This is a genomic window from Moorena sp. SIO3H5, from assembly GCF_010692395.1.
In the GTDB taxonomy this organism is placed as follows: Bacteria; Cyanobacteriota; Cyanobacteriia; order Cyanobacteriales; family Coleofasciculaceae; genus Moorena.
The window spans coordinates 1-20,365 of record NZ_JAAHHS010000108.1; the positions used below are offsets into that span (position 1 = coordinate 1).

A 20,365-nucleotide genomic window follows, 5' to 3' on the forward strand; every position below is an offset into this window, starting at 1 on the left:
TCTGAACGCGCACGCGTGCGCGTTCAGCGATCAGTTATCAGCTTAAGCGCTACGCGCACGCGTGCGCGTTCAGCCATTAGCCTTTGGGCCACGCTACTGGAATAGCTGACGGCTGACGGCTGACGGCTGACCGCTCAATGCTGACTTACCATCTTATGCCCCAACTTCCGGTACTATGGAACCTGGCATCAAGTGCAACGTCAGTACTGAGGTTAGTAGCATATATTTTTAATATTGTCATAATGACGATGAACCAAAGGTTTCGAGCACCAAAACAGATAGTTAAAGCTTGTGTCAGCACAGCAGTTGTATTAATCGGTTTATGGGGAATGCCCACCTTAGCAGCTGACCCCTTTCGCGACAGTAATCCTCGGGACATTGATGACACTGTTCAAGATGCGTTTGACTTGTTCTTCAAGGATGGAAACTATAAAGAGGCTGAAGCTTATCTAAAAAAATCGGAATCTAGGCAGTCTAAAGAACCCATGACCTATGCTATGCTATCCTCTCTAGCTTACTTAGATCAAGATTGGGAAACCTTCAAGAGCTACGGAACCAAAACTCTGGATATAGCTAAGGAAATGATTCCGTCTGATCCCTTGCGGGGTAATCTCTACACAGCAGTCGGTTATTTTTTGGAAGGGGCTTACGATTTTGAAAAAGAAGGTCCCATCAGCGCCTTGACTAAATTACAGAAAGTTTTTGAATATCTGGATAAAGCCAAAGAAATTGATCCTAATGACCCAGAGCTAAACTTGATTACAGGCTACATGGATTTAATGTTAGCAGTCAATTTACCATTTTCTGACCCATCTCAAGCCATTGACAAGTTAGAAACCTATGCTTTCCCCTCTTATTTAGCCTATCGAGGCATTGCAGTAGGATATCGAGATTTAAAGCAATATTCTAAGGCAATAGACTATATAGACCGGTCAATGGAAAAAACACCAAGCAATCCAGATGTGTTTTACCTTAAAGCACAAATTTTGCGAAAACTGGGCCAGGAGCAAGAAAGTTTAGATTTTTTTAACAAAGCTTTAGAAAAACAGACTCAACTGCCAAAACGCCACGCTGCCCAAATTACTTACGAGCAGTGCAAACTTGAAAATAAACTCACAGATGGGAATAGAAATTGCTCCAAGGAGCGGAATCGCATCCGGAAGCGGGGAACAGAAGTGGTTCAGAAGGATGACTAAGTTGAAGGTTGTTCGCCTGTAAGCTATCAGCTGACAGCTGTCAGCTGTCAGCTGATAGCTGAAGTGAATCTTGATCAGGTATAATCTCTGTGTTCAAGAATTCGGGATTATCTTTGACTTATGGTTCGCCTCAAGATAATTAACAAGTTCGATAGCAGTTTTGTCCTAGCTCCAGAAGCCCGAGACCACTTATTTGCTTTACTAATGGGGGAAAACTTTTTGGCTCAAGTAGCTGAAGCGGCTCAAGCTAAAAGGGTTGAGTTTACTGAATTACTGTTTCAACCAGTTCCCTACACCACTTCAACCCCTAAGGGAATGCCAGCGGAATATGAGCAGTATCACGAATCTGATGATTATATCATCATTAACGTACCTCCTAACTTCATGTTCAAAGCCAAAATCTTTAATCCCAGTCGCCTCTGTGCGATTTATCGCAAATTTCAATAATATAGCGTTTATAGGACTCATGAGTTACACATTATTTTTTCCCTCTTCCTTCTTCCCTCTTCCCTGCTCCCTGCTCCCTGCTCCCTAAAAACCATAAATTTGTAACTCACAAGTCGTAGAATAGCTATATTTTGTTGATATTATTTATTTTTGAATCTTATTTTTTAATTCCATACCATGCTCACGTCTGATAATCAAATTCCCTCTCTGAGGGATTTAGAATTTATTCCCTATCTGGATGAAACGGGAAATCTACCAGAAATTTTACAAAAAAAGATTGGTGTATACGCAATTTTTGACCAGGATAAAACCCTTAAATTTGTGAACTATTCCCGAGATATATATGTCAGCCTCAAACAACATTTAGTTCGTCAGCATCAATCCTGCTATTGGCTAAAAATAGAAACCATTGAAAAACCTGACCGGAGTCGATTAGAAACGATTCGTAAGGCATGGATTGAGGAGAATGGTGTGACCCCGGTGGGAAATGGAGAGCAGGAAAATCTCTGGATTCAGCCGATTGATGCTAAAATAACAATGACTGAAGCAGAGCAATTAGAGTATGAGCAAAGTGAGGAATTAGGAAAAACGAAGATTTTAAAAAAAATTGCTCGGAGAGTTGAAGCTAAAATTAAAGATGAGCTAGAATCCCGAGGGGTAAAGACTGAAATTCGCTTCAATCCTAAGCTTAAAGAAAAGGGTTTACTTGACATAAAATGACTATCTCAACGGCTCATCCAGCTCTGCTAGTTCTCGCTGATGGCACAACTTACCAAGGCTGGTCTTTCGGAGCGACTGGTACAACCATTGGTGAAGTAGTGTTTAACACTGCCATGACGGGTTATCAAGAGGTGGTGACAGACCCCAGCTACTGCGGTCAAATTGTGACCTTCACCTATCCAGAATTAGGCAATACTGGTGTTAACCCATCCGATGAAGAATCTGCTCATCCTCAAATCCGAGGCGCAATTGCTCGTAATATCTGCTACCGTCCCAGTAACTGGCGCTCTACCCAGTCCTTGCCCGATTATTTGGCAGAACACAACATCCTAGGAATTTACGGCATAGATACAAGGGCATTAACCCGCAAAATACGCTCCATTGGTGCGATAAACGGTGCCATTTCCACAGAAATCCTTGACTCCGCTGAATTATTGTCCCAAGTGCAAGGGGCTCCAAGTATGGCAGGATTAAATCTAGTTAAAGAAGTGAGCACTGACAAGGTTTACGAATGGTCTGATCCTACGGAAGCCAATTGGGAGTTCGGTCCGGCAGTTGATGGGGTGGAAAAGGACAAGCCTTTGACAGTTGTTGCGATCGATTTTGGCATTAAACGTAATATTCTCAAACGTCTAGCTAGCTACAATTGTCGGGTAATTGTCGTCCCTGCTAATACACCGCCAGAAGAAATTGCTAAGTATAATCCCGATGGCATATTTCTGTCCAATGGACCAGGGGATCCGGCGGTAGTACTCGAAGGCATCTCAACCACCAAAGCCTTATTGGAGCGTCAGCAACCTATTTTTGGCATCTGCATGGGACATCAGATTCTTGGTCTTGCCCTAGGAGCGCAGACCTTTAAACTTAAATTTGGTCACCGAGGTTTGAATCACCCAGCCGGTTTGCAGCAAATGGTGGAAATTACTAGCCAAAACCATGGTTTTGCTATTGATCCCGATACCTTAGGGGACATGGTGGAAGTTACTCACCTAAATCTCAATGACCGCACTGTGGCAGGGTTGCGTCACAAATCCTTACCGTTCTTCTCAGTACAGTATCACCCAGAGGCTAGTCCTGGTCCTCACGATGCTGACTATTTATTTCAGCAGTTTGTCGAGCTGATGCGTTCGCGTAGCGTGGCCTAGAGCCAATCGCGTAGCGTATCCTAGGGCGTGTTTTCAAAGTTTTCCGCAAGATTATGATCCCCCCCAGCCCCCCTTAAAAAAGGGGGGAGCCCATACTCAAAGTCCCCCCAGCGAGGGATTGCTCGCTGGGGGGCTAGGGGGGCGAAACCATAGTCAGAATCAGCAACGCCCCATTGCCAGCAAACTAAGAAATCAGCTTCAGCTATAATTAATCGGTTACAATTGCGGCTGGCTTAATTTTACCCTACCGCTACACCCGGTCACCCTACCCCCGAAACTCTGATACTGTTGTATAATCTAAAATTGACGTTGTTTTAGCCCCTTGACGTGCTAAGCAACAAGCCAAGGTAGGTGATAGGGCGCGTGTATCAACGGTAGCCAAGTCATCAATCTACTGTCACAGTAGTCAACTTGACAGTAGAAGTATTAGATTATTGATATTTGTAAGCTATATCGAGGAGGGTGTTATTCCTGAACAACTAACCCTTACAGTCAGTTTAAGGGGCACTCGCCAAGTCGAGTCAAATTATCAAATTTTCCGTCTTACTGGATTGCTAGATGCCTTTTCGGAATCTACTCTCCGTAACGTTATTGGCAAATTTATTGAAGAAGGTCCAGCGCATATTATTCTGGTCTTATCTACAATTGATTTTGTCGATAGCTCTGGTTTGGGTGCTTTGGTGCAGCTAGTTAAGAAAGCTAAAACCGCTGGCGGAAGTGTACAAGTCGTTACCAATCCCCGGGTGACTCAAACTGTGAAACTAGTGCGCCTAGAACAATTTCTCTCCCTGCAAGATTCTCTGGCGGTAGCTGAGGAGAACGTCAAGGGTAAATGACAAAATCGATGGTGAAGGCGGGGGCAAAACCCGCCTTCACTTTCTCAGGAGTGGGGAATTGGTCAGAGTTGAGTGTGAGTAACTTGCTTTTTTGCCAATGTATTGAATACTGGAATCAGAAATTGTTGAAGGATTTCAAATTTGGTCTAATAAACAAATGACAGTGATACCCCAAAGATGGCTCAGACCGATCCACAATTAGACCCCTTGGAAGAGGATAGCCATGGCGGTGGAAGTGACTCTATAGTATTGTGGACAGAGTTTCGATTTAGGCAATTCATGGCGAAAGTTGATCAAATTGCCAAAATTCAACAGATTTCCCCAGCATCCTTGGCATATATAGGAGATGCTGTTTATGAACTTTACATCCGAACCCACTATCTGCTACCGCCGAGGCGAATCTGTGACTATCATAACCAGGTAGTGGCTCATGTGAGAGCAGAAAGCCAAGCTGAGATTTTGCGATCGCTAGAACCTTACCTAACTGCTTCTGAAAAAGACGTTTTACGGCGCGGACGGAATGCTGCTACAAAGAGCCCCCGGCGTCTCAATCGAGAAATCTATCAACAAGCTAGTAGCTTAGAAACCTTACTGGGATACCTCTACCTTACTGATACTCAGCGGTTGACTCAGTTATTGGCACATCTACAACTCGACAGCCCATAAACCCTTATTCTATTATGGCTAATCAAAACCCCTCCTCTGATTCCTCCTCTGATTCCTCCTCTGATGCTTCTGGCCAGATCAAGTTAGGGAAGTCCTCTGATCGGCAAGGTGAGAATAAAAAATTATCTCCTTCGACCCCAGGCAATTCTCACAAGAACGGGAAACCCCCTCGAAAGAACTACCACTCTCGAAAGCCACGGTCAAAACATTCCCATCACTCGGAGGAAACTCAGCCGAAGCAGCATGGGTACTCTAAGTCAAAACTTGTAAGTAGCACAGAAGAAGAGAGTGACTTAATCTACGGGCGTCATTCAGTTCTAGCAGCTCTCCAAAACCAGCACCAGCTAAACCGAGTTTGGATTATTTCCCAGCTGCGTTACGATTCTCGCTTTCACTCCTTACTGGTTAAAGCCAAGGCTAACGGTACAGTAATTGATGAAGTAGCACCAAAACGCCTGAGCCAAATTACCAAAGGTGGTAACCATCAGGGTGTGGCAGCTCAAATAGCACCTTACGACTACATAGATTTAAATGACTTAATTGACAAAGCAAAATGGGCAACTGAGCAGCCAGTTTTATTGGCTTGTGATGGCATTAATGATCCTCAAAATTTAGGGGCGATTATTCGTACTGCAGAAGCTCTAGGGGCTCAAGGCTTAGTCATACCCCAACGTCGAGCTGTTGGTGTCACCTCAACTGTCAGGAAAGTGGCAGCAGGAGCTCTAGAAACCTTTCCTATTGCCAGAGTTGTCAATCTTAGTAATGCCCTAGAGCAGTTGAAAACTGCGGGCTTTTGGATTTACGGAACTGCTGCCGGTACTGGTAAACTTTTACACAAAGTTGATTTGACCGGTTCAGTGGTATTAGTAATAGGTTCAGAGGGGAATGGTTTAAGCCTAAAGTCACAAAGCTGCTGTGACATGTTAGTCTCAATTCCATTACAGGGTAAGACCCCTAGCCTCAATGCCTCAGCAGCAACTGCTATGGTGTTATATGAAACCTATCGGCAGCGTTGGTCAGAATTACTGTATATCGATAGTACTTCCAATGAACAGATTGTGAAACAAGAACAGTAAATGGAGGATAAAAACCTTTAAAAGGCGATTAAATTAGCAGAGATTATCCTTGAAACTAGGTAGATTTCATGAAAGAAGCCTTAATCAAAATCTTCGACCTCTTAGGGTTAGCGTTTTGGGTGGAAATCATCACCGAAACCCCCAAGTGTACCTACTACTTTGGACCCTTTGTTAACCAGCAGGAGGCTCAGGCTGCCAACTATGGATACATTGAAGACTTAGAAAATGAAGGAGCTCAAGGCATTATGGTAACTCTCAAACGCTGCAAACCCAATAGACTAACAATTTTTGATGAGTTGCCAGAACAAACTGAACTAGACAAATCCTCTAGCTTGAGTAAGCCGATTTTTTGAAAAAGGATGAAGATTTAGAAAGTAGGGTGGGCAAAATTTTATGCTCTAGAATTTTCACAAGAACTAAACGGTTTTTGCCCACCAACAGGGAATAGAAAGTGGGAATAAAAGTAGGGTGGGCAAAATTTTATGCTCTAGAATTTTCACAAGAACTAAACGGTTTTTGCCCACCAACAGGGAATAGGGAATAGGGAATAGAAAGTAGGGTGGGCAAAATTTTATGCTCTAGAATTTTCACAAGAACTAAACGGTTTTTGCCCACCAACAGGGAATAGGGATTAGGGATTAGGGATTAGAAAGTAGGGTGGGCAAAGTTTTATGATCTAGAATTGCTCAAATAATCAAATTGTTTTTGCCCACCCTACAAACTAAAAACTTTCTGTTTATTGAGCAATAAAAACTCCCTGCTCCCTGCTCCCTGCTCCCTGCTCCCTGCTCCCTGCTCCCTGCTCCCTGCTCCCTGCTCCCTGCTCCCTACTCCCTGCTCCCTTGAGTACTCATTTTCCTCCCCGATCCATAATTCGACCCAAAATTAACGCCGTAATCGCACCAAATCCAACACCAACCAAAACATGAAATAGCACAAACCAGAACGTGTAACTCAAGCAAGACTGGAGTTCAGCTCTAGGGCACTCTTCTATAAATACATTCGGGTTTAGTTTGATCAAAATCGCTTCTAGAGGTTTAGCATCGGTTTGGGAAGAAATACCACTGACGCCTAAACCAATACCGACAGAGGCAATCCAACGTTCTAAATTTTTTTCTCGGGCTTGATCAGCCTTCTCCTTATCTCTCAGGGCTTTTTCCAAAGCGCGATCCCGTTCTGCCTGGTCAATTTCTACAATGCCTCGGATACTACCAAGCATCTGGTCAAATAGTTGCTGACCGGGTTTGAAATAATTGAGGTTGGTTTGAATCTGATTTTGAAACAGGTTGGTTCTTTGATTGAGGAAGTCTTCTAAAAACTCGATATTATCGTATTTGAGACTAAATTCACCGATTTTTTTGAGCCATGTGTCATAGTTGTGGGCATTGGTAGCGATCGCAGTTTTATGATCCTCCATGTCTCGCAGATAACCAGCATAGTCAAAGGTCTTGGGTGGCATCTGTGTCAGTTTCTGCTTCAGTTGCTCTAGCCTTGTTTCTGGGTCTGTTGGCAATTCCTTGAAGCCTTTAACCTCTTCTTCCAGTTCACCATAGAGCTGTCTGGTTTGGCGATAACACCAACGGGCTTGGTCATAAGCAAACAGGATTTTACTGCGACAGCACAATAGATTGAAAAATGACAAAGACGTCTTTTCAACCAGGTTTAAGGTTTCTGGGTTACGGTTTAACCAGACTAGAACATGACATTGCTCCGTGGGTTTCTCCTTACCGTTGTCATAGGCAAAAATGGGGCTACCAAATAAGTGCCCAGATGCGCTAAGTTCGGGTTTTTGGTCGGTTCCCTGGAAAAAAGCATCCACACAGGCATCGGCTAACGTTCTATCTTCCTGGGGAGTGCCCACGGGTTCTCCATAGAGCACTAAGGTTTGTCCCAAAGAAGCTTGAATCTTCCTGGCTAGGAGGCACCCTTGGGGATTGAAGTGACTAAATTCACTGGCTGTAACAGTATTCTGGCAAGACAGGGTTAGGTCAATGGCATAGGTATCATGAATTTTAACGGGATAAACCTGGACGGTTAGGGGAGAGCCTGCTACTTGCAGTGGTGCAGTGTAAGTTAAGGGAGCTGGGAGTAACTCTACGTAACGGCTTGCGATCGCTGTTTGGCTGGGAGGGGATAGTATTTTTTGCGGTAAAGATTCCAGGTCTGGGATAGCTAGGGGTTCGCTGAGCTTAGCACAGTGTTGCCACAACTGATCCGCATCCTGTCGCAACTGTTCCGGTTCTTGACTTAAGTCTTGGCAGAGATGGAAGGCATAAAGGGTGACGCTGGGGTTTGTGATTCGCAAGGCCGTATCAGTCATCAGCGGGAGTGTTGGGTTTTTCGGTTTCTGGGGGAGAACTCTGACGGATAGCGTTGAGTAGTTCTTCTTTCACGTTATTTTTTTCATAGTCAGCTTTAGCTTCTGGAGTAGGGAATTTGCCTCCAATTCCTTTTTCCGCAATTGGTTTACTACCAACTACAACATTTAGAGCATCGTCAATAACTGGATTAGATTTACACCAGTTCTCAATTTTATTTAATATTCCCTCCACATCATGATTAGATAGCGGAGTAATTATCGCTTCCAGTTCATTCCGATCCTGTTCAGAAAAAAGCTCTGGTTGCTTGTTGATTAGCTTGATAAAATTTCCTATTTCTTGAATCTCAGGTTTCATAGTTTTAACTCCTATTGACCAATTGCACAAAATGCTGCCCAATGGTAAGGTTTTTCAAAAGGCTTATCGCTGGGGCTTAGATACTTAAAATCATCATTCTTCAAAAGGGGAGCACTCAAACGCCGCTTTTGATAACTCTTTATAGATAAGCTTTCAATCCAGAGTAATAAATTTTCCTTTGTTACATCCCGCAGCCAGAGTTGCGCTTGGTTAAGGGCAACTGCTAAGGACATTTGGGAGTTTAGCAAATTATCATAAAATTTAATCATTAACAATGCTGTCGATAAATCGTTTACCTTCCACAAGCTACTAACCACTGCTGGACTTCCGGCAACTAGGAAACCACTGGGTAACCCAATGTATTCATCGCTAATGTTAGTGTAATCAATCAATCCTGTTTCACAAGCCGAAAGGGTGACCAGGCGACATTGTTCTAATTGTAGGTCAAAGACGTCATCGATAGTCAAACATTTCTCTAGGTCATATTCTTCATCTTCTACCCGTAAATAGCGCTCCGAATTGGGTTCAGCAGAGGTCGGTTTGTGGGCATTGGCCAGAATTAGAGCGGATTTCCGTGGTTCTTGGTAATTAAAGTAACCGTGACAGCTAAAATGTAAACAGTGGTAACTGTTGAGAGCTTTGCTATCTATGGCGGCTTTGGTGGCAGCGTTTTCCACAAGAACTTCTGTATCTGGTGGTGGATTGAAGTAGCCTTTAACTACCTCTACCTCGATAGGAGTGTAATGTAAATTATCAGCAGAATTTTGAACTGCAAACAGGTGGGTAAACTCTTCTGGGCGTTTTCTAGTTTGAACAAGTTGCAGTAGTTGACAGCTAGGAGCGTAACTTACCCCTGCTGGAAACCGATCCATGAGAATTTTAGCGTTACCTTCTCCCTGCTTACTGGTAATCGGTAAAGAATGAAGGGGAAACAAATGTAAAAACCGATGGGGGATTAAAACTAAGCGATCGCATTTTTCAGGAATCTGCTTAATGATGTGATCAATGGATAGAATATCAGCCAACTCATGTAGGCGCTTACTCAGGTCATTTTGCCAATAATTATCTTTATTGATTCTAGAAGCTTTGTAATCTTGTAAATACTCATTTGTCCAAGTTGCCAGTTTTTTGAAGTCTTGTGGTTCAGATTGCCAAAGTATGGGCTGTTGAGTTTCCCTGGTAAAGATGAACGCGAGTAGCTTATCCCCTGTAATGTAAAACTTTACAATAGCAGTGTGGTGATCCAGCTTCTGCTGAAATTGCTCAAACTTAAACCTAGAACCGATAGGTAAATAGTGGTCTTGTAAATCATTGCGCTGCTGTCGCAATGCTTGAAGACGTTGTGCTAAGACTTTTGGATTTTCAGCTTTGCCCTGTTGGATTTGCTCCTGACCTGCCGCTATTTCATCCCTGTATTGTTGTAGTTGAGTAGCAACATCTGGGGGAAAGATGGTTTTGAGGTCACGGTTTAGAATCTCGTCAACTAAATTGCCAGTTTTGCTCCGTTCAACATAGTCAATGGCTTCGGTGATATTAGTTAAGGCTAGGCAAGTTTCTACCATACCTCGATAGCTTTTGTTGTTATTTTCAGCTAGTTTAGTCTTGTATTCTTCTACTCCAGAACCAGAAATAATTTCATCTCGCAGGAATTCTACGGTTTTAATGGCAGCATCAAAAGCCTTGTAAGCTTCCCGGAATTTTTGACCATTTCGGTAAGCCCAACCAAGGTTATTTTTAGTATTTAGATAGTCTTGGGTAAATGCCTCAAAGGTATAAACTTTTAGAGCCTGTTGGCAACAAGCAATGGCTTCTTCTATATTCTGTGCTTTCTCACCTTTTATTCGGTCACCGTAAGCAGCACCGAGATTATTTTGTGTCCTTGCCCACTCATCAGGAAATGCCTCAAAGGTAAAAACTCTAAGAGCCTGTTGTAAACAAGCAATGGCTTCTTCAATATTCTGTGCTTTCTCACCTTTTATTCGGTTACCGTAAGCAGCACCGAGATTATTTTGTGTCCTTGCCCACTCATCAGGAAATGCCTCAAAGGTAAAAACTCTAAGAGCCTGTTGTAAACAAGCAATGGCTTCTTCAATATTCTGTGCTTTCTCACCTTTTATTCGGTTACCGTAAGCAGCACCGAGATTATTTTGTGTCCTTGCCCACTCATCAGGAAATGCCTCAAAGGTTCTTACTATTAGAGCCTGTTGGTAACAAGCAATGGCTTCTTCAATATTCTGTGCTTTCTCACCTTTTATTCGGTCACCGTAAGCAGCACCGATATTAGTTTGTGTCCTTGCCCAATCAATAGGAAATGCCTCAAAGGTATAAACTCTTAGAGCTTCTTGGTAACAAGCGATGGCTTCTTCACTATTCTGTGCTTTCTCCCCTTTTATTCGGTGACAGTAAGCATTACCGAGATTAGTTTGTGTGATTGCCCAATCATAAGGAAATGCCTCAAATGTTCTAACTCTTAGAGCTTCTTGGGAACAAGCGATGGCTTGTTCTATATTCTGTGTTTTATCCCCTTTTATTCGGTTTCTGTAAGCAATACCGAGATTATTTTGTGTATTTGCCCAATCATAAGGAAATGCCTCAAATGTTCTAACTCTTAGAGCTTCTTGGTAACAAGCGATGGCTTGTTCTATATTCTGTGTTTTATCCCCTTTTATTCGGTTTCTGTAAGCATTACCGAGATTATTTTGTGTGGTTGCCCAATCAATCGGACATGCTTCAAATGTTCTAACTCTTAGAGCTTCTTGGTAACAAGCAATGGATTGTTCTATATTCTGTGCTTTCTCCCCTTTTTTTCGGTTACGGTAAGCATTACCGAGATTATTTTGAGTCGTTGCCCACTCTTCAGGAAATGCCTCAAAGGTTAATACTCTAAGAGCCTGTTGATAATAAGCGATCGCTTCTTCTATATTCTGTAATTTTTCCCCTTTTATTCGTTTTTTGTAAGCAAGACCGAGATTATTTTGTGTCCATGCCCAATTCCTAGGAAATGTTTCAAATGTTCTGACTCTAAGAGCTTCTTGGTAACAAGCGATGGCTTGTTCTATATTCTGTGTTTTATCCCCTTTTATTCGGTTTCTGTAAGCATTACCGAGATTATTTTGTGTGGTTGCCCAATCAATCGGACATGCTTCAAATGTTCTGACTGTTAGAGCCTGTTGGTAACAAGCGATCGCTTCTTCTATATTCTGTGCTTTCTCCCCTTTGATGCGGTTACGGTAAGCTTCACCGAGATTATTTTGTGTCGTTGCCCAATCAATAGGAAATGCTTCACGGGTGAAAACAGTTAGTATGACTTCATAGCCAGTGATAGCAATTTCTATAGTGCTAGCTTTTTCACCCAAGGGAAATTCCCAAATTCGATTGCTGAAATTGCCAATAACTGCAGCTAGGGATGTGGCTTGATCTCGTTTCGCTTCCGACAGCTTACTTGTTGCCCAAGCCCGCAATTTATCTGCTAAGGTCTGATTAAGTTTATCTATATTTTGTTCTAGTAAGTTCTCAACTACCTGCTGCTCCCCATTACTGTCTGCAATTGCTTGTAGCACCTCTAAGAGAAAGTAAAGTTGGGCATCAGATGTATTGTCAGCCATTGCCATCCACTACTCTACAATAGTTATTAAAAAAATAGACTTATTTAAAGCACCCTGGATTTACCAATCTTCAGACAAAACCTTATAGATTATAGCATTTCTAAGAAGTCAGAAGTCAGAAGTAGAGTGGGCATGCTGCCCGCAGCTCTATTCAATATCAGTAGAGTGGGCATCCTGCCCGCGCCGAAATCTAATGAAGTCTGAAGTGGGTAGTGCTGTATTAACATCTAACACAGGAGTAGCGATTAACCGATAACATGTAATAGTTTATGTTAAACATGTACTGATGTATAACAAAGGAGTACTAAGTTCTCATATAGTAGTACTCCTTTGCCTTAATTAGTACTCGTTTCTCAGTAACTAATACCAGTTTGTTCTTAAGGAGTACTATTTTCTCACATAGCAGTAGGCAAGAGCCAAGACTGACGCCTGGTTGATTACCACAAATTAACTCAAAATGATAAAATAGTTTATATAATTTTATCAAAATTATTTGACACAAACTAAACTAGTAAAACCCATGACTATTGACACAGAAATTTTACAAACAGTGGGGAAAATGCCAGAATCCCTAAAACAAGAACTGCTCCATTATGCCAAGTATCTGATGGCAAACTACTCCCAAGATGTTTCCCCAGAGCAGCATGCTGGCAAGAAACGTCGTTCAGGTATCTTAAAAGGAACCTTTGTGCTACCCTTGCCTGATGATTTTGATGAACCCTTAGACGATTTTCAGGAATACATGGAATGAGCTCTTTCCTGTTAGACACTCATGCATTTATTTGGTTATCTGAAAATGACCCAAATTTGCCTAATAAACTAAGAGACATGATTGAGGCAGCAGATAGCGTTTATCTTAGTATTGCTAGTCTCTGGGAAATTGCGATTAAGTTGAATCTTGGTAAGTTATCACTTCAACGAAGTTATCAAACCATTGAATCTGAACTTCAATCATCAGATATTAGTTTACTACCTATTTCATTTATCGACACCTTGCAAATTTCTAATCTACCCCTACATCATCGTGATCCATTTGATAGAATGTTGATTGCTCAAGCTATGAATAGATCTCTGGTTTTAATTAGTCGGGATAATAAATTTGATGCTTATCCAATTCAAAGATTATGGGTTAGTTGACTGACTAATAAAGCTTACGATTTTAAAGATATGCTACGCGATTATATGTAGGATAATCGCTTTTTTTATTGACTATAAAACACAAAAAAAACTTTTAAAAGCCCTTGACAAATAAAATTTATAATCATTATAAGAATTATTGTAAATCCAAGTTGGAGTTTTTCACAATGTCAGAAAACTTTACTCGCAATTTCAAGAAAAAACCGACTCACCACACTCTCAAAGGTCCTCGTGAATCAGTAATCAATAGTATCCATATGCTTTATTCCCTGGGCTATGCGGAAATCGCCGAGTGGACTCCTCTAGAACCGACTGATATTCCAGGAGAAGTAATGACGACTATGACCAAGTATTGGTTGTTGCCATAACACCTTAACTTTCTGGGGGGTTTCCCCCCCCTTTGGCCTTGGATTTCGGAAATTTCTGACATATGTGATTGCCATAGCCGTGGATAGTATTTCTACGGCTATTTTTTTTTGAATTAAGAATTAAGAATTAAGAATCGGGAATCGGGAATCGGGAATCGGGAATCGGGAATCGGGAATCGGGAATTGAGAATTAAGAATTGAGAATTAAGAATTAAGAATTAAGAATTAAGAATTAAGAATTGCTGAATATTCGGATGAATATATAGCTTTTATAGGACTCATGAGGTACACATTATTTTTTTCCTGCTCCCAGATCCGCTGTTCCCTGCTCCCTGCTCCCTGCTCCCTGCTCCCTGCTCCCTGCTCCCTGCTCCCTGCTCCCTGCTCCCTGCTCCCTGCTCCCTGCTCCCTGTTCCCGACTTCTGTAACAAGTCTAGTTACCATGTGCTGGAAATTTGGGATACAATGACGTGGAGTTTTTAACAAGCAAAAATACTTAATATAAAGATGTTAACTTCTTCCGACCATATGACAGATTTATCCAATGCCCGCAATTCCCGTTCTGTTGTCACTGGTGACCCCCAGCTGAAGAAATTGATGACATCATATGGGGTAGACCAGCAAGTAAAGTACCTTCATTTACAGGCAGAAGTTGAATCCCTCTGGCAGCAGCAGCAATTACTTAAGCAACAACGGTTGGTTTTACATTGAACCCATGCGCTTAAGTATAGCGGTTTTTATCCTAATAAGGTACACATGATTTTTGGCCTGTTCCCTATTCCCCTCCTGGGAGGGGTTAGGGGTGGATTACTCTTCCCTGCTCCCTGCTCCCTGCTCCCTGCTCCCTAAAAACCAGAATTTTGTACCTCATAGCTATGATAATTGCTAGATAAGTACAAGCATTACTTAAAACGCTGATGCTTGGCTGACCAACGCTTAAGGCTATAGTTATTTGGTTCATCAATGACTATAGCCGCAGGACCGCCATCCCCTAAATCCGCGATCGCAGTCATGGAAGTGTTGGAATCTTGGGAAAATTCGCTGTAGAGTAAGGCTCCTGCGTCAGAAAAAATCATGGTGCGGGGTTTGTAGATAGTAGTTGCCCGGTCTGTATCATTACTATCCGATAGACCAACCTCGCTAGATTCTGAGGTAACTGATATTTCTTGATATAAGGTTATGACCGCTTCTGGCTGGTTGTTGCCAGTCAGCTCAATGGGTCTAACTGACCAATGCCCGATCTCCTGAAGCATCATTGGTAAACTAGGAAGCGGTCCTGGGGAGAATTGACCACTGTTGATTAACTCTTGCCAGAGTACTGGCAGCATGGCTGACACCGACTCGGGGTTAAGGTGGTAGAGTGCTGACAAAGTAATCGCACTTGGGTCTAACCAGCGCAGTCCTGTATCGGTGTGTGCTAGCAGGTGCTGACTAGATCCATCAATAGCCACGGTGTCACTAGGGAATTTCCCACCTGCTGCCAACAGCTTAATCATCCCTTGTTCGTAGGAAACCCCTTTGACTGTTGCTGTGGTTGATTGCTGGATACCATTCTCATTCCAAAGGCTAATCCGAATCTGGGGGTCAACGTCTAAGCCCAAATATCGCCACAATCGCTTGCCCTTGGTCAAAGTGGGCAGCCGTAAATCAGAAAAGGGCATCCACCGCCAACCCTGACCATCGTGAAATCCTTTTACCTGTACTTGATACCAAACTTCCTCGGGGTTTTTTTGTAGAGTGACGGAGACAGATGGACAAGGGGACAGGGGTGAAACTGCTATACTCTCTTCCTCTGCTACAGAAACCAATTCAGTACTTTCCTGTTGCCTTTGGCAGTGCTGTTCTCCTATTCCCCCATCTCCATCTTCCGGTTGCAGCCAATCCGTTGCGTTGACAGTTTGAATAATTTCTGAATTGCCAACCAGTTGACTGAAATGCCTGACGATAGCTGGAACTGGGTTTAAGGCATTGTCCATATGCTTGAGGAGTTGGTAAACCTGGGGATTAGTTTGGGGTAATTCCTTCACCCATGCGATCGCTTTTTGAGGGTCTTCCTGGGCTGCCAAAATCAACCCTCCCCAAGCTTGTACATTGCTGTCATCAGGATTCACTTCTATAGCTGCTTCCACCCGCTGCCACAATCCCCCAGAATCGGTCTTTAGCATGGTGATAATATCCCCCAACTGAGCACCATCCACTGCCGTCTGAAACACTGTTTTTGCCTCCCCCCAGCGACCATCCAGGATATAGGCAAAGATAGCGGCACTGGCACTTGCCCAAATTTGATTGGCCTGAGACTCGGTGACCTGAGCGTGCAGTTTAACCAAATCCATTTGGGCTTGAGCCTCTGCTGACCAGTCTTTTGGTCTCTGTTGGTTCAACCATTGCCAAGCATCAGACCACAAACCATTACGGGCTAGATTTAAACCATTGCGATAGGGTTTAGTATCTATCGCTGTTTGGGTCAGGGAAATTTCGTCTAGATAAATCGGGTTGGGAACAAAAGACCGAGGTTGAATTTGGTAAACCTTGAACTGGGGTTCCAAGCCTACAGTATGATTAACCACTAATTCTGGAGTAGCACCACCGGTCACTTCCTGCCAATAGGGAGAACCTTCATTAGGGCTTTTCCACTCCAACATCATACTCAGGTGTGTCTGGTCCGGATTGTAGTGAATAATTTGTCCATAGCTCTCGGGTGTATTTTCTGAGGCTACTTGACCCGAGAGGTTGAACCAAAACCCTTCCTCTAGAGCTTGTTCATCGAAACGATCGAGTTTGGTTAAAGGTAGTGAACGGGAGACACTTGCATCATCCGATCCTGTGTTCACTTGGGTAGATAGCACAAAATATTCGACCGGAGCAGTGATAGGCAGCTGACTAACTAGCTGATAATACTTTTGTTGTCTATTGCTTTGTTCAAGGGGCTGATAGACTCTAAGTTCCACAATCTGGTTACAATTACTTTGGCATGATGGTGGTGATGCCAAAATCGGTAGCAGCAAGTCAGAGTTAAGGGCAACGGGTGTGCTCGCCGTTAGTCCATTTTCACGAATCTCCCCTTGAATTTGGGCAAATGTCTTGGCAGATGAGGGAACAGTCTGGGGGATACGAGCCCAACTCGGCAAAATGTGATTGATCCATACAATCGAATCAGGGTCAATTATTAACATAACCGCCACCCAGATACTACCGGCAATGATACCGCTAGTGGTGATTAAGGCAGCGATCGCGCCAATGGTTGTTAACCAACCACCTCTACTAGACTTTTGCACTGATGTTCTAATGGTTTATCTTTCTAGTTTTTTCCTAAAGGCTAATTCGTCCATGTCTTTGTGATTCCCCCTTGCTCACCCTAAACCCTACACCCTAAACCCTACACTCTAAACCCTACACCCTAAACCCTACACCCTAAACCCTAATAGAAGCGCAGCCTAACCCTACCCCTTCAACCTGTGATTACCTGGTCATACAGCTCACCAGAACGTTCCCAAGTATATTTCTTTTCAATATACGCTCGCCCATTTTCAGACAGTTGTTTACGGAGTTGGCGGTCTTCAAATAACCGACTAATGCCATAAACATATTCTGTTGTATCATTTGCTCGCAATGCCCGCAAAGGGACATCCCCGCCATCAACTGTCAAGCCCTCCAAACCGCGATCGCTTCCCACTACCGGTACTCCTGCTGCCATCGCTTCCAGAGTTTTATTTTTTACCCCAAATCCACTCTGCATTGGCACCACAAATATAGTTGCCTTATGAAGGTGGTCTACTAAAGAAGGCACCGCACCAGTTACAGTAATCCCTGGTATCTCTTCTAACTCTAGGACCGCCTGCACTGGTTTGGGTCCAACCAATTCTAGCTTGGTATCAGCATAGCGCTCTGTAATTGCTGGGAAAACCTCTAGGCTAAAATAACGAGCTGCTTTGATGTTTAGTGGGTTATCCATCGCCCCAGTAAATACTAATCTGTGTCCACCAGGATCAGAGATGCGCCTGGGAAATAAATTAACATCAACCCCATTAGAAATCAATGTAATTTGATTGTCTAGCTCAAAAGATTCTATTTGCCGTCTATCTTCTGCTGTTGTGACTACAATGTCTGTGAATTTAGCACAATATTGCTCTTCATAGCGACGTAATAGGGGCAAATTCAACTGGTCTTTCAGCTGATTGTCTGATGTTTTGGTTTCCAGCTTGTCCAGAGATTTCCGGTATACAGAATGATGAATATTCACCACAGTTCGCAGCTGCTCCCGCCACTCTGGTCGCACATAAATTTCATTGGTACTGTGTTCACAGGTAATCAGGTCAAATTGTCCCGCCTCTACAGCCTGATCCAGCCATTGCTGCATTGGAGTTGAGTAGAGTTGGAGTACTTTCTGGGGCGTTCCCTGTTGCAAAATGGTACTCCAGCGTTGTAATTTCTCCTTTATCCCTTCCTCTTGTTCTGATGCTTGCGGTTGGGGAAACATCACCAGTTCTTCCACCCACTGCTGCAATTTTTCTACATCGATCTCTGTGATCTCCTCAGAACGTTGAGTAACTAAGGTAATAGCATGACGCTTACTCAGGTATTTAAGTAAATTAAACGTCCTGACCTGAGTTGCCCCCCGCGTTGGCGGATAGGGAAAGGTGGTGGAGATCATTAGAATCTTCATAGGACGTTACTACTTTGAGCAATAATTGACCACAAGGAAAGGACAGGCAATAATTCATGCTTATCTCACTTTTTACATGAGTTAGCGATGCAGCGCGGTCTTGGGGGTTTCCCCCATGAGCGACTGCATCAAGACAAGCATCAATTTATTTATACTAGTTAAAAATTTTATAAACTTTTATTAACATTTATTCATTTTAATTTACTCCAACTTATTATTGTATAAAATGCGTGATAATCGATATTGCAAAGGTTGGGGTTTTTGATAATTCTGATTACTTCAGAGTAATTCACGATTACCTATTACCCAAAACAAAAAAAACAGCGGCAAATAACACTACCGAAAAAATCGGACAGTATAAATGTATTATATCTTCATACCAATACATTTATACTGATTGTGAATTTTACTCTAGAAAATATAGTTGAAAATTCAAATTTACCGATTTACCAACAGCACCTAGCCTAATCTCTCTATCACTTCCAGTGACGGTTATTTAGAGGGGTTTGCCACCTTCACGGAGCTTTCCTACTCTCGGAAGTTTTTAGATGAGCAGATTCCACTAACTCGTAAGAATTGACTGAGCTAGGGCTTGTTCGTAGCATTGACCAGCCCGATCCCAGGTGTATTCATTCTCGATCAATGAGCGCGCGTTTTGAGACAACTTAGCCCGCAGTTGTGGGTCTTCAAACAAACGAGTGATGGCACTAATGTACTCCTTAACATGATTTGCCCGCAATGCTCGCAGAGGTGTATTGGCACTATCAACCGCCAGTCCCTCCAAACCGCGATCGCTTCCCACTACAGGTACCCCAGCCGCCATTGCTTCCAGGGTCTTGTTTTTAATGCCAAAGCCAGTCCGCATCGGTACCACACAGATAGTTGCTTGATGGAGATACTCTACCATTGATGGCACACGACCGGTGACCGTAATTCCCGACAATTGTGCCAACTCCAACACCGCAGGTACTGGTCTTGCTCCGACCAGGTCTAGGCTAGCATCTCCATAGCGTTCTTTAATGGCTGGAAAGACTTCCAAGCTCAAAAAGCTTACAGCATCAATGTTGGCTCGGTTATCCATAGCTCCAATAAAAACTATGCGATGTCCCCCTGGGTCAGCAGTGCGTTGGGGAAATTGAGTCAAATCTACCCCATTTGGAATCACCGCAATTTTACCCGATGGCTTGTAGGCAGCTATCTGGCTTTGATCCTCCGGTGTTGTGACCACAAGACCAGTAAATTTGGCACAGTATCGTTCCTCATAGCGGCGCAACAGGGGTAAATTTAACTGGTCTCTGAGCTGATTTTCCGAGGTTCGAGTTTCCAACTGATTACGGAACGTACCATACACAGAACTGTGAATATTCACCACCGTTCCCAGCTGCTGTCGCCATTCTGGTCGTACATATATTTCATTGACACTATGTTCACAGGTAATAATGTCAAACCGTCCAGCCGCCACAGCTTCATCCATCCATTGCTGAATTTCCCGAGAGTAGAGATGTAGCACACTGGGGGGGATGCCTTGGCGTAAAAAATTACTAAATCGCTTTACTTTGCCCCAGATGCCTCCTGAGGGATCACAAGGCTTTGGTTGGGGGAAAACTACCAATTCATCTACCCATTTCCCGAGTTTTTCCACTTCCTGATCCGTGACATCTTCTGAACGTTGAGTAATCATGGTGATATCATGACTTAACTTAAGATGTTTTAGTAAATTAAATGTCCGTACCTGAGTTCCTCCCCTAGTGGGGGGATAAGGAAAGGTGGCAGATAGCATGAGAATTTTCATTATATCTTCAGGTTAGGTAAGAAGTTGCTATAAGTCATA

Annotated in this window: 21 protein-coding genes; 15 read left to right on the forward strand and 6 right to left on the reverse strand. The window is 43.1% G+C overall.

Features of this window, described 5'->3' with window-relative positions; all coding sequences use genetic code 11:
• Positions 1 to 242: 242 nt before the first annotated feature.
• From F6K52_RS14355 to F6K52_RS14395, 9 genes are all read left to right on the forward strand, one after another.
• A complete protein-coding gene (locus F6K52_RS14355; protein WP_293078631.1) occupies positions 243 to 1,196 on the forward strand; it encodes a Sll0314/Alr1548 family TPR repeat-containing protein in 954 nt (317 codons plus the stop codon).
• Positions 1,197 to 1,316: 120 nt separating this feature from the next.
• Positions 1,317 to 1,643, forward strand: a complete 327-nt coding sequence (locus F6K52_RS14360; RefSeq protein WP_293078633.1) for a hypothetical protein — start codon at positions 1,317 to 1,319, stop codon at positions 1,641 to 1,643.
• A 177-nt stretch (positions 1,644 to 1,820) separates the two neighbouring features.
• Positions 1,821 to 2,363 carry a GIY-YIG nuclease family protein gene (locus F6K52_RS14365; RefSeq protein ID WP_293078635.1) on the forward strand — a complete coding sequence of 181 codons (543 nt, stop codon included), beginning with the start codon at positions 1,821 to 1,823 and terminating at the stop codon, positions 2,361 to 2,363.
• Positions 2,360 to 3,508 (forward strand): glutamine-hydrolyzing carbamoyl-phosphate synthase small subunit, encoded by a 1,149-nt coding sequence (carA, locus tag F6K52_RS14370; protein ID WP_293078637.1) that lies wholly within the window; start codon positions 2,360 to 2,362, stop codon positions 3,506 to 3,508. Before F6K52_RS14365 ends, carA begins: the two co-directional genes overlap by 4 nt.
• A 434-nt stretch (positions 3,509 to 3,942) precedes the next feature.
• Positions 3,943 to 4,344 carry an STAS domain-containing protein gene (locus F6K52_RS14375; protein ID WP_293078639.1) on the forward strand — a complete coding sequence of 134 codons (402 nt, stop codon included), beginning with the start codon at positions 3,943 to 3,945 and terminating at the stop codon, positions 4,342 to 4,344.
• A 177-nt stretch (positions 4,345 to 4,521) separates the two neighbouring features.
• Positions 4,522 to 5,010, forward strand: coding sequence for a ribonuclease III domain-containing protein (locus F6K52_RS14380; RefSeq protein WP_293078641.1), 489 nt, complete (start codon positions 4,522 to 4,524; stop codon positions 5,008 to 5,010).
• 14 nt (positions 5,011 to 5,024) lie between these two features.
• Positions 5,025 to 6,086, forward strand: coding sequence for a 23S rRNA (guanosine(2251)-2'-O)-methyltransferase RlmB (gene rlmB / locus F6K52_RS14385; RefSeq protein ID WP_293078643.1), 1,062 nt, complete (start codon positions 5,025 to 5,027; stop codon positions 6,084 to 6,086).
• 68 nt (positions 6,087 to 6,154) lie between these two features.
• Positions 6,155 to 6,439 (forward strand): DUF1816 domain-containing protein, encoded by a 285-nt coding sequence (locus tag F6K52_RS14390; protein WP_293078645.1) that lies wholly within the window; start codon positions 6,155 to 6,157, stop codon positions 6,437 to 6,439.
• A gap of 386 nt (positions 6,440 to 6,825) precedes the next feature.
• Positions 6,826 to 6,975: a hypothetical protein gene (locus F6K52_RS14395; RefSeq protein ID WP_293078647.1), complete on the forward strand. Its 150-nt coding sequence runs from the start codon at positions 6,826 to 6,828 to the stop codon at positions 6,973 to 6,975.
• On the opposite strand, the gene F6K52_RS14400 is transcribed toward F6K52_RS14395, so the two are convergent.
• From F6K52_RS14400 to F6K52_RS14410, 3 genes are read right to left on the reverse strand one after another with little or no spacing between them, the layout of a single operon-like run.
• Positions 6,937 to 8,406, reverse strand: coding sequence for a hypothetical protein (locus F6K52_RS14400; RefSeq protein ID WP_293078649.1), 1,470 nt, complete (start codon positions 8,404 to 8,406; stop codon positions 6,937 to 6,939). The two genes, F6K52_RS14395 and F6K52_RS14400, sit on opposite strands and share 39 nt — an antisense overlap.
• Complete coding sequence (locus F6K52_RS14405) at positions 8,399 to 8,761, reverse strand: hypothetical protein (protein ID WP_293078651.1); 363 nt, start codon at positions 8,759 to 8,761, stop codon at positions 8,399 to 8,401. The genes F6K52_RS14400 and F6K52_RS14405 overlap by 8 nt, the downstream gene beginning before the upstream one ends.
• A gap of 11 nt (positions 8,762 to 8,772) precedes the next feature.
• A complete protein-coding gene (locus F6K52_RS14410; protein ID WP_293078653.1) occupies positions 8,773 to 12,366 on the reverse strand; it encodes a CHAT domain-containing tetratricopeptide repeat protein in 3,594 nt (1,197 codons plus the stop codon).
• Positions 12,367 to 12,886: 520 nt separating this feature from the next.
• On the opposite strand from F6K52_RS14410, the gene F6K52_RS14415 reads away from it, so the two are divergent.
• The 6 genes from F6K52_RS14415 to F6K52_RS14440 all read left to right on the forward strand — a co-directional run bounded on the left by F6K52_RS14415 (position 12,887) and on the right by F6K52_RS14440 (position 14,760).
• Positions 12,887 to 13,117 carry a DUF2281 domain-containing protein gene (locus F6K52_RS14415; RefSeq protein ID WP_293078655.1) on the forward strand — a complete coding sequence of 77 codons (231 nt, stop codon included), beginning with the start codon at positions 12,887 to 12,889 and terminating at the stop codon, positions 13,115 to 13,117.
• Complete coding sequence (locus tag F6K52_RS14420) at positions 13,114 to 13,503, forward strand: type II toxin-antitoxin system VapC family toxin (protein ID WP_293078657.1); 390 nt, start codon at positions 13,114 to 13,116, stop codon at positions 13,501 to 13,503. The genes F6K52_RS14415 and F6K52_RS14420 overlap by 4 nt, the downstream gene beginning before the upstream one ends.
• Positions 13,504 to 13,670: 167 nt before the next feature.
• Entirely contained in the window at positions 13,671 to 13,871 is a 201-nt protein-coding gene (locus F6K52_RS14425) for a hypothetical protein (RefSeq protein WP_293078659.1), read from the forward strand.
• A gap of 280 nt (positions 13,872 to 14,151) precedes the next feature.
• Positions 14,152 to 14,340, forward strand: coding sequence for a hypothetical protein (locus tag F6K52_RS14430; RefSeq protein WP_293078661.1), 189 nt, complete (start codon positions 14,152 to 14,154; stop codon positions 14,338 to 14,340).
• A 38-nt stretch (positions 14,341 to 14,378) separates the two neighbouring features.
• Positions 14,379 to 14,582 carry a hypothetical protein gene (locus F6K52_RS14435; protein ID WP_293078663.1) on the forward strand — a complete coding sequence of 68 codons (204 nt, stop codon included), beginning with the start codon at positions 14,379 to 14,381 and terminating at the stop codon, positions 14,580 to 14,582.
• Positions 14,583 to 14,634: 52 nt separating this feature from the next.
• On the forward strand, positions 14,635 to 14,760 hold the full coding sequence (locus F6K52_RS14440) for a hypothetical protein (RefSeq protein ID WP_293078665.1): 126 nt from the start codon (positions 14,635 to 14,637) through the stop codon (positions 14,758 to 14,760).
• Positions 14,761 to 14,773: 13 nt separating this feature from the next.
• Here F6K52_RS14440 and F6K52_RS14445 read toward each other — a convergent pair whose 3' ends face one another.
• From F6K52_RS14445 to F6K52_RS14455, 3 genes are all read right to left on the reverse strand, one after another.
• Complete coding sequence (locus F6K52_RS14445; RefSeq protein WP_293078667.1) at positions 14,774 to 17,146, reverse strand: hypothetical protein; 2,373 nt, start codon at positions 17,144 to 17,146, stop codon at positions 14,774 to 14,776.
• Positions 17,147 to 17,319: 173 nt separating this feature from the next.
• Positions 17,320 to 18,534, reverse strand: a complete 1,215-nt coding sequence (locus F6K52_RS14450; protein ID WP_293078669.1) for a glycosyltransferase — start codon at positions 18,532 to 18,534, stop codon at positions 17,320 to 17,322.
• 562 nt (positions 18,535 to 19,096) lie between these two features.
• Positions 19,097 to 20,326: a glycosyltransferase family 4 protein gene (locus F6K52_RS14455; RefSeq protein ID WP_293078671.1), complete on the reverse strand. Its 1,230-nt coding sequence runs from the start codon at positions 20,324 to 20,326 to the stop codon at positions 19,097 to 19,099.
• Positions 20,327 to 20,365: the final 39 nt, after the last annotated feature.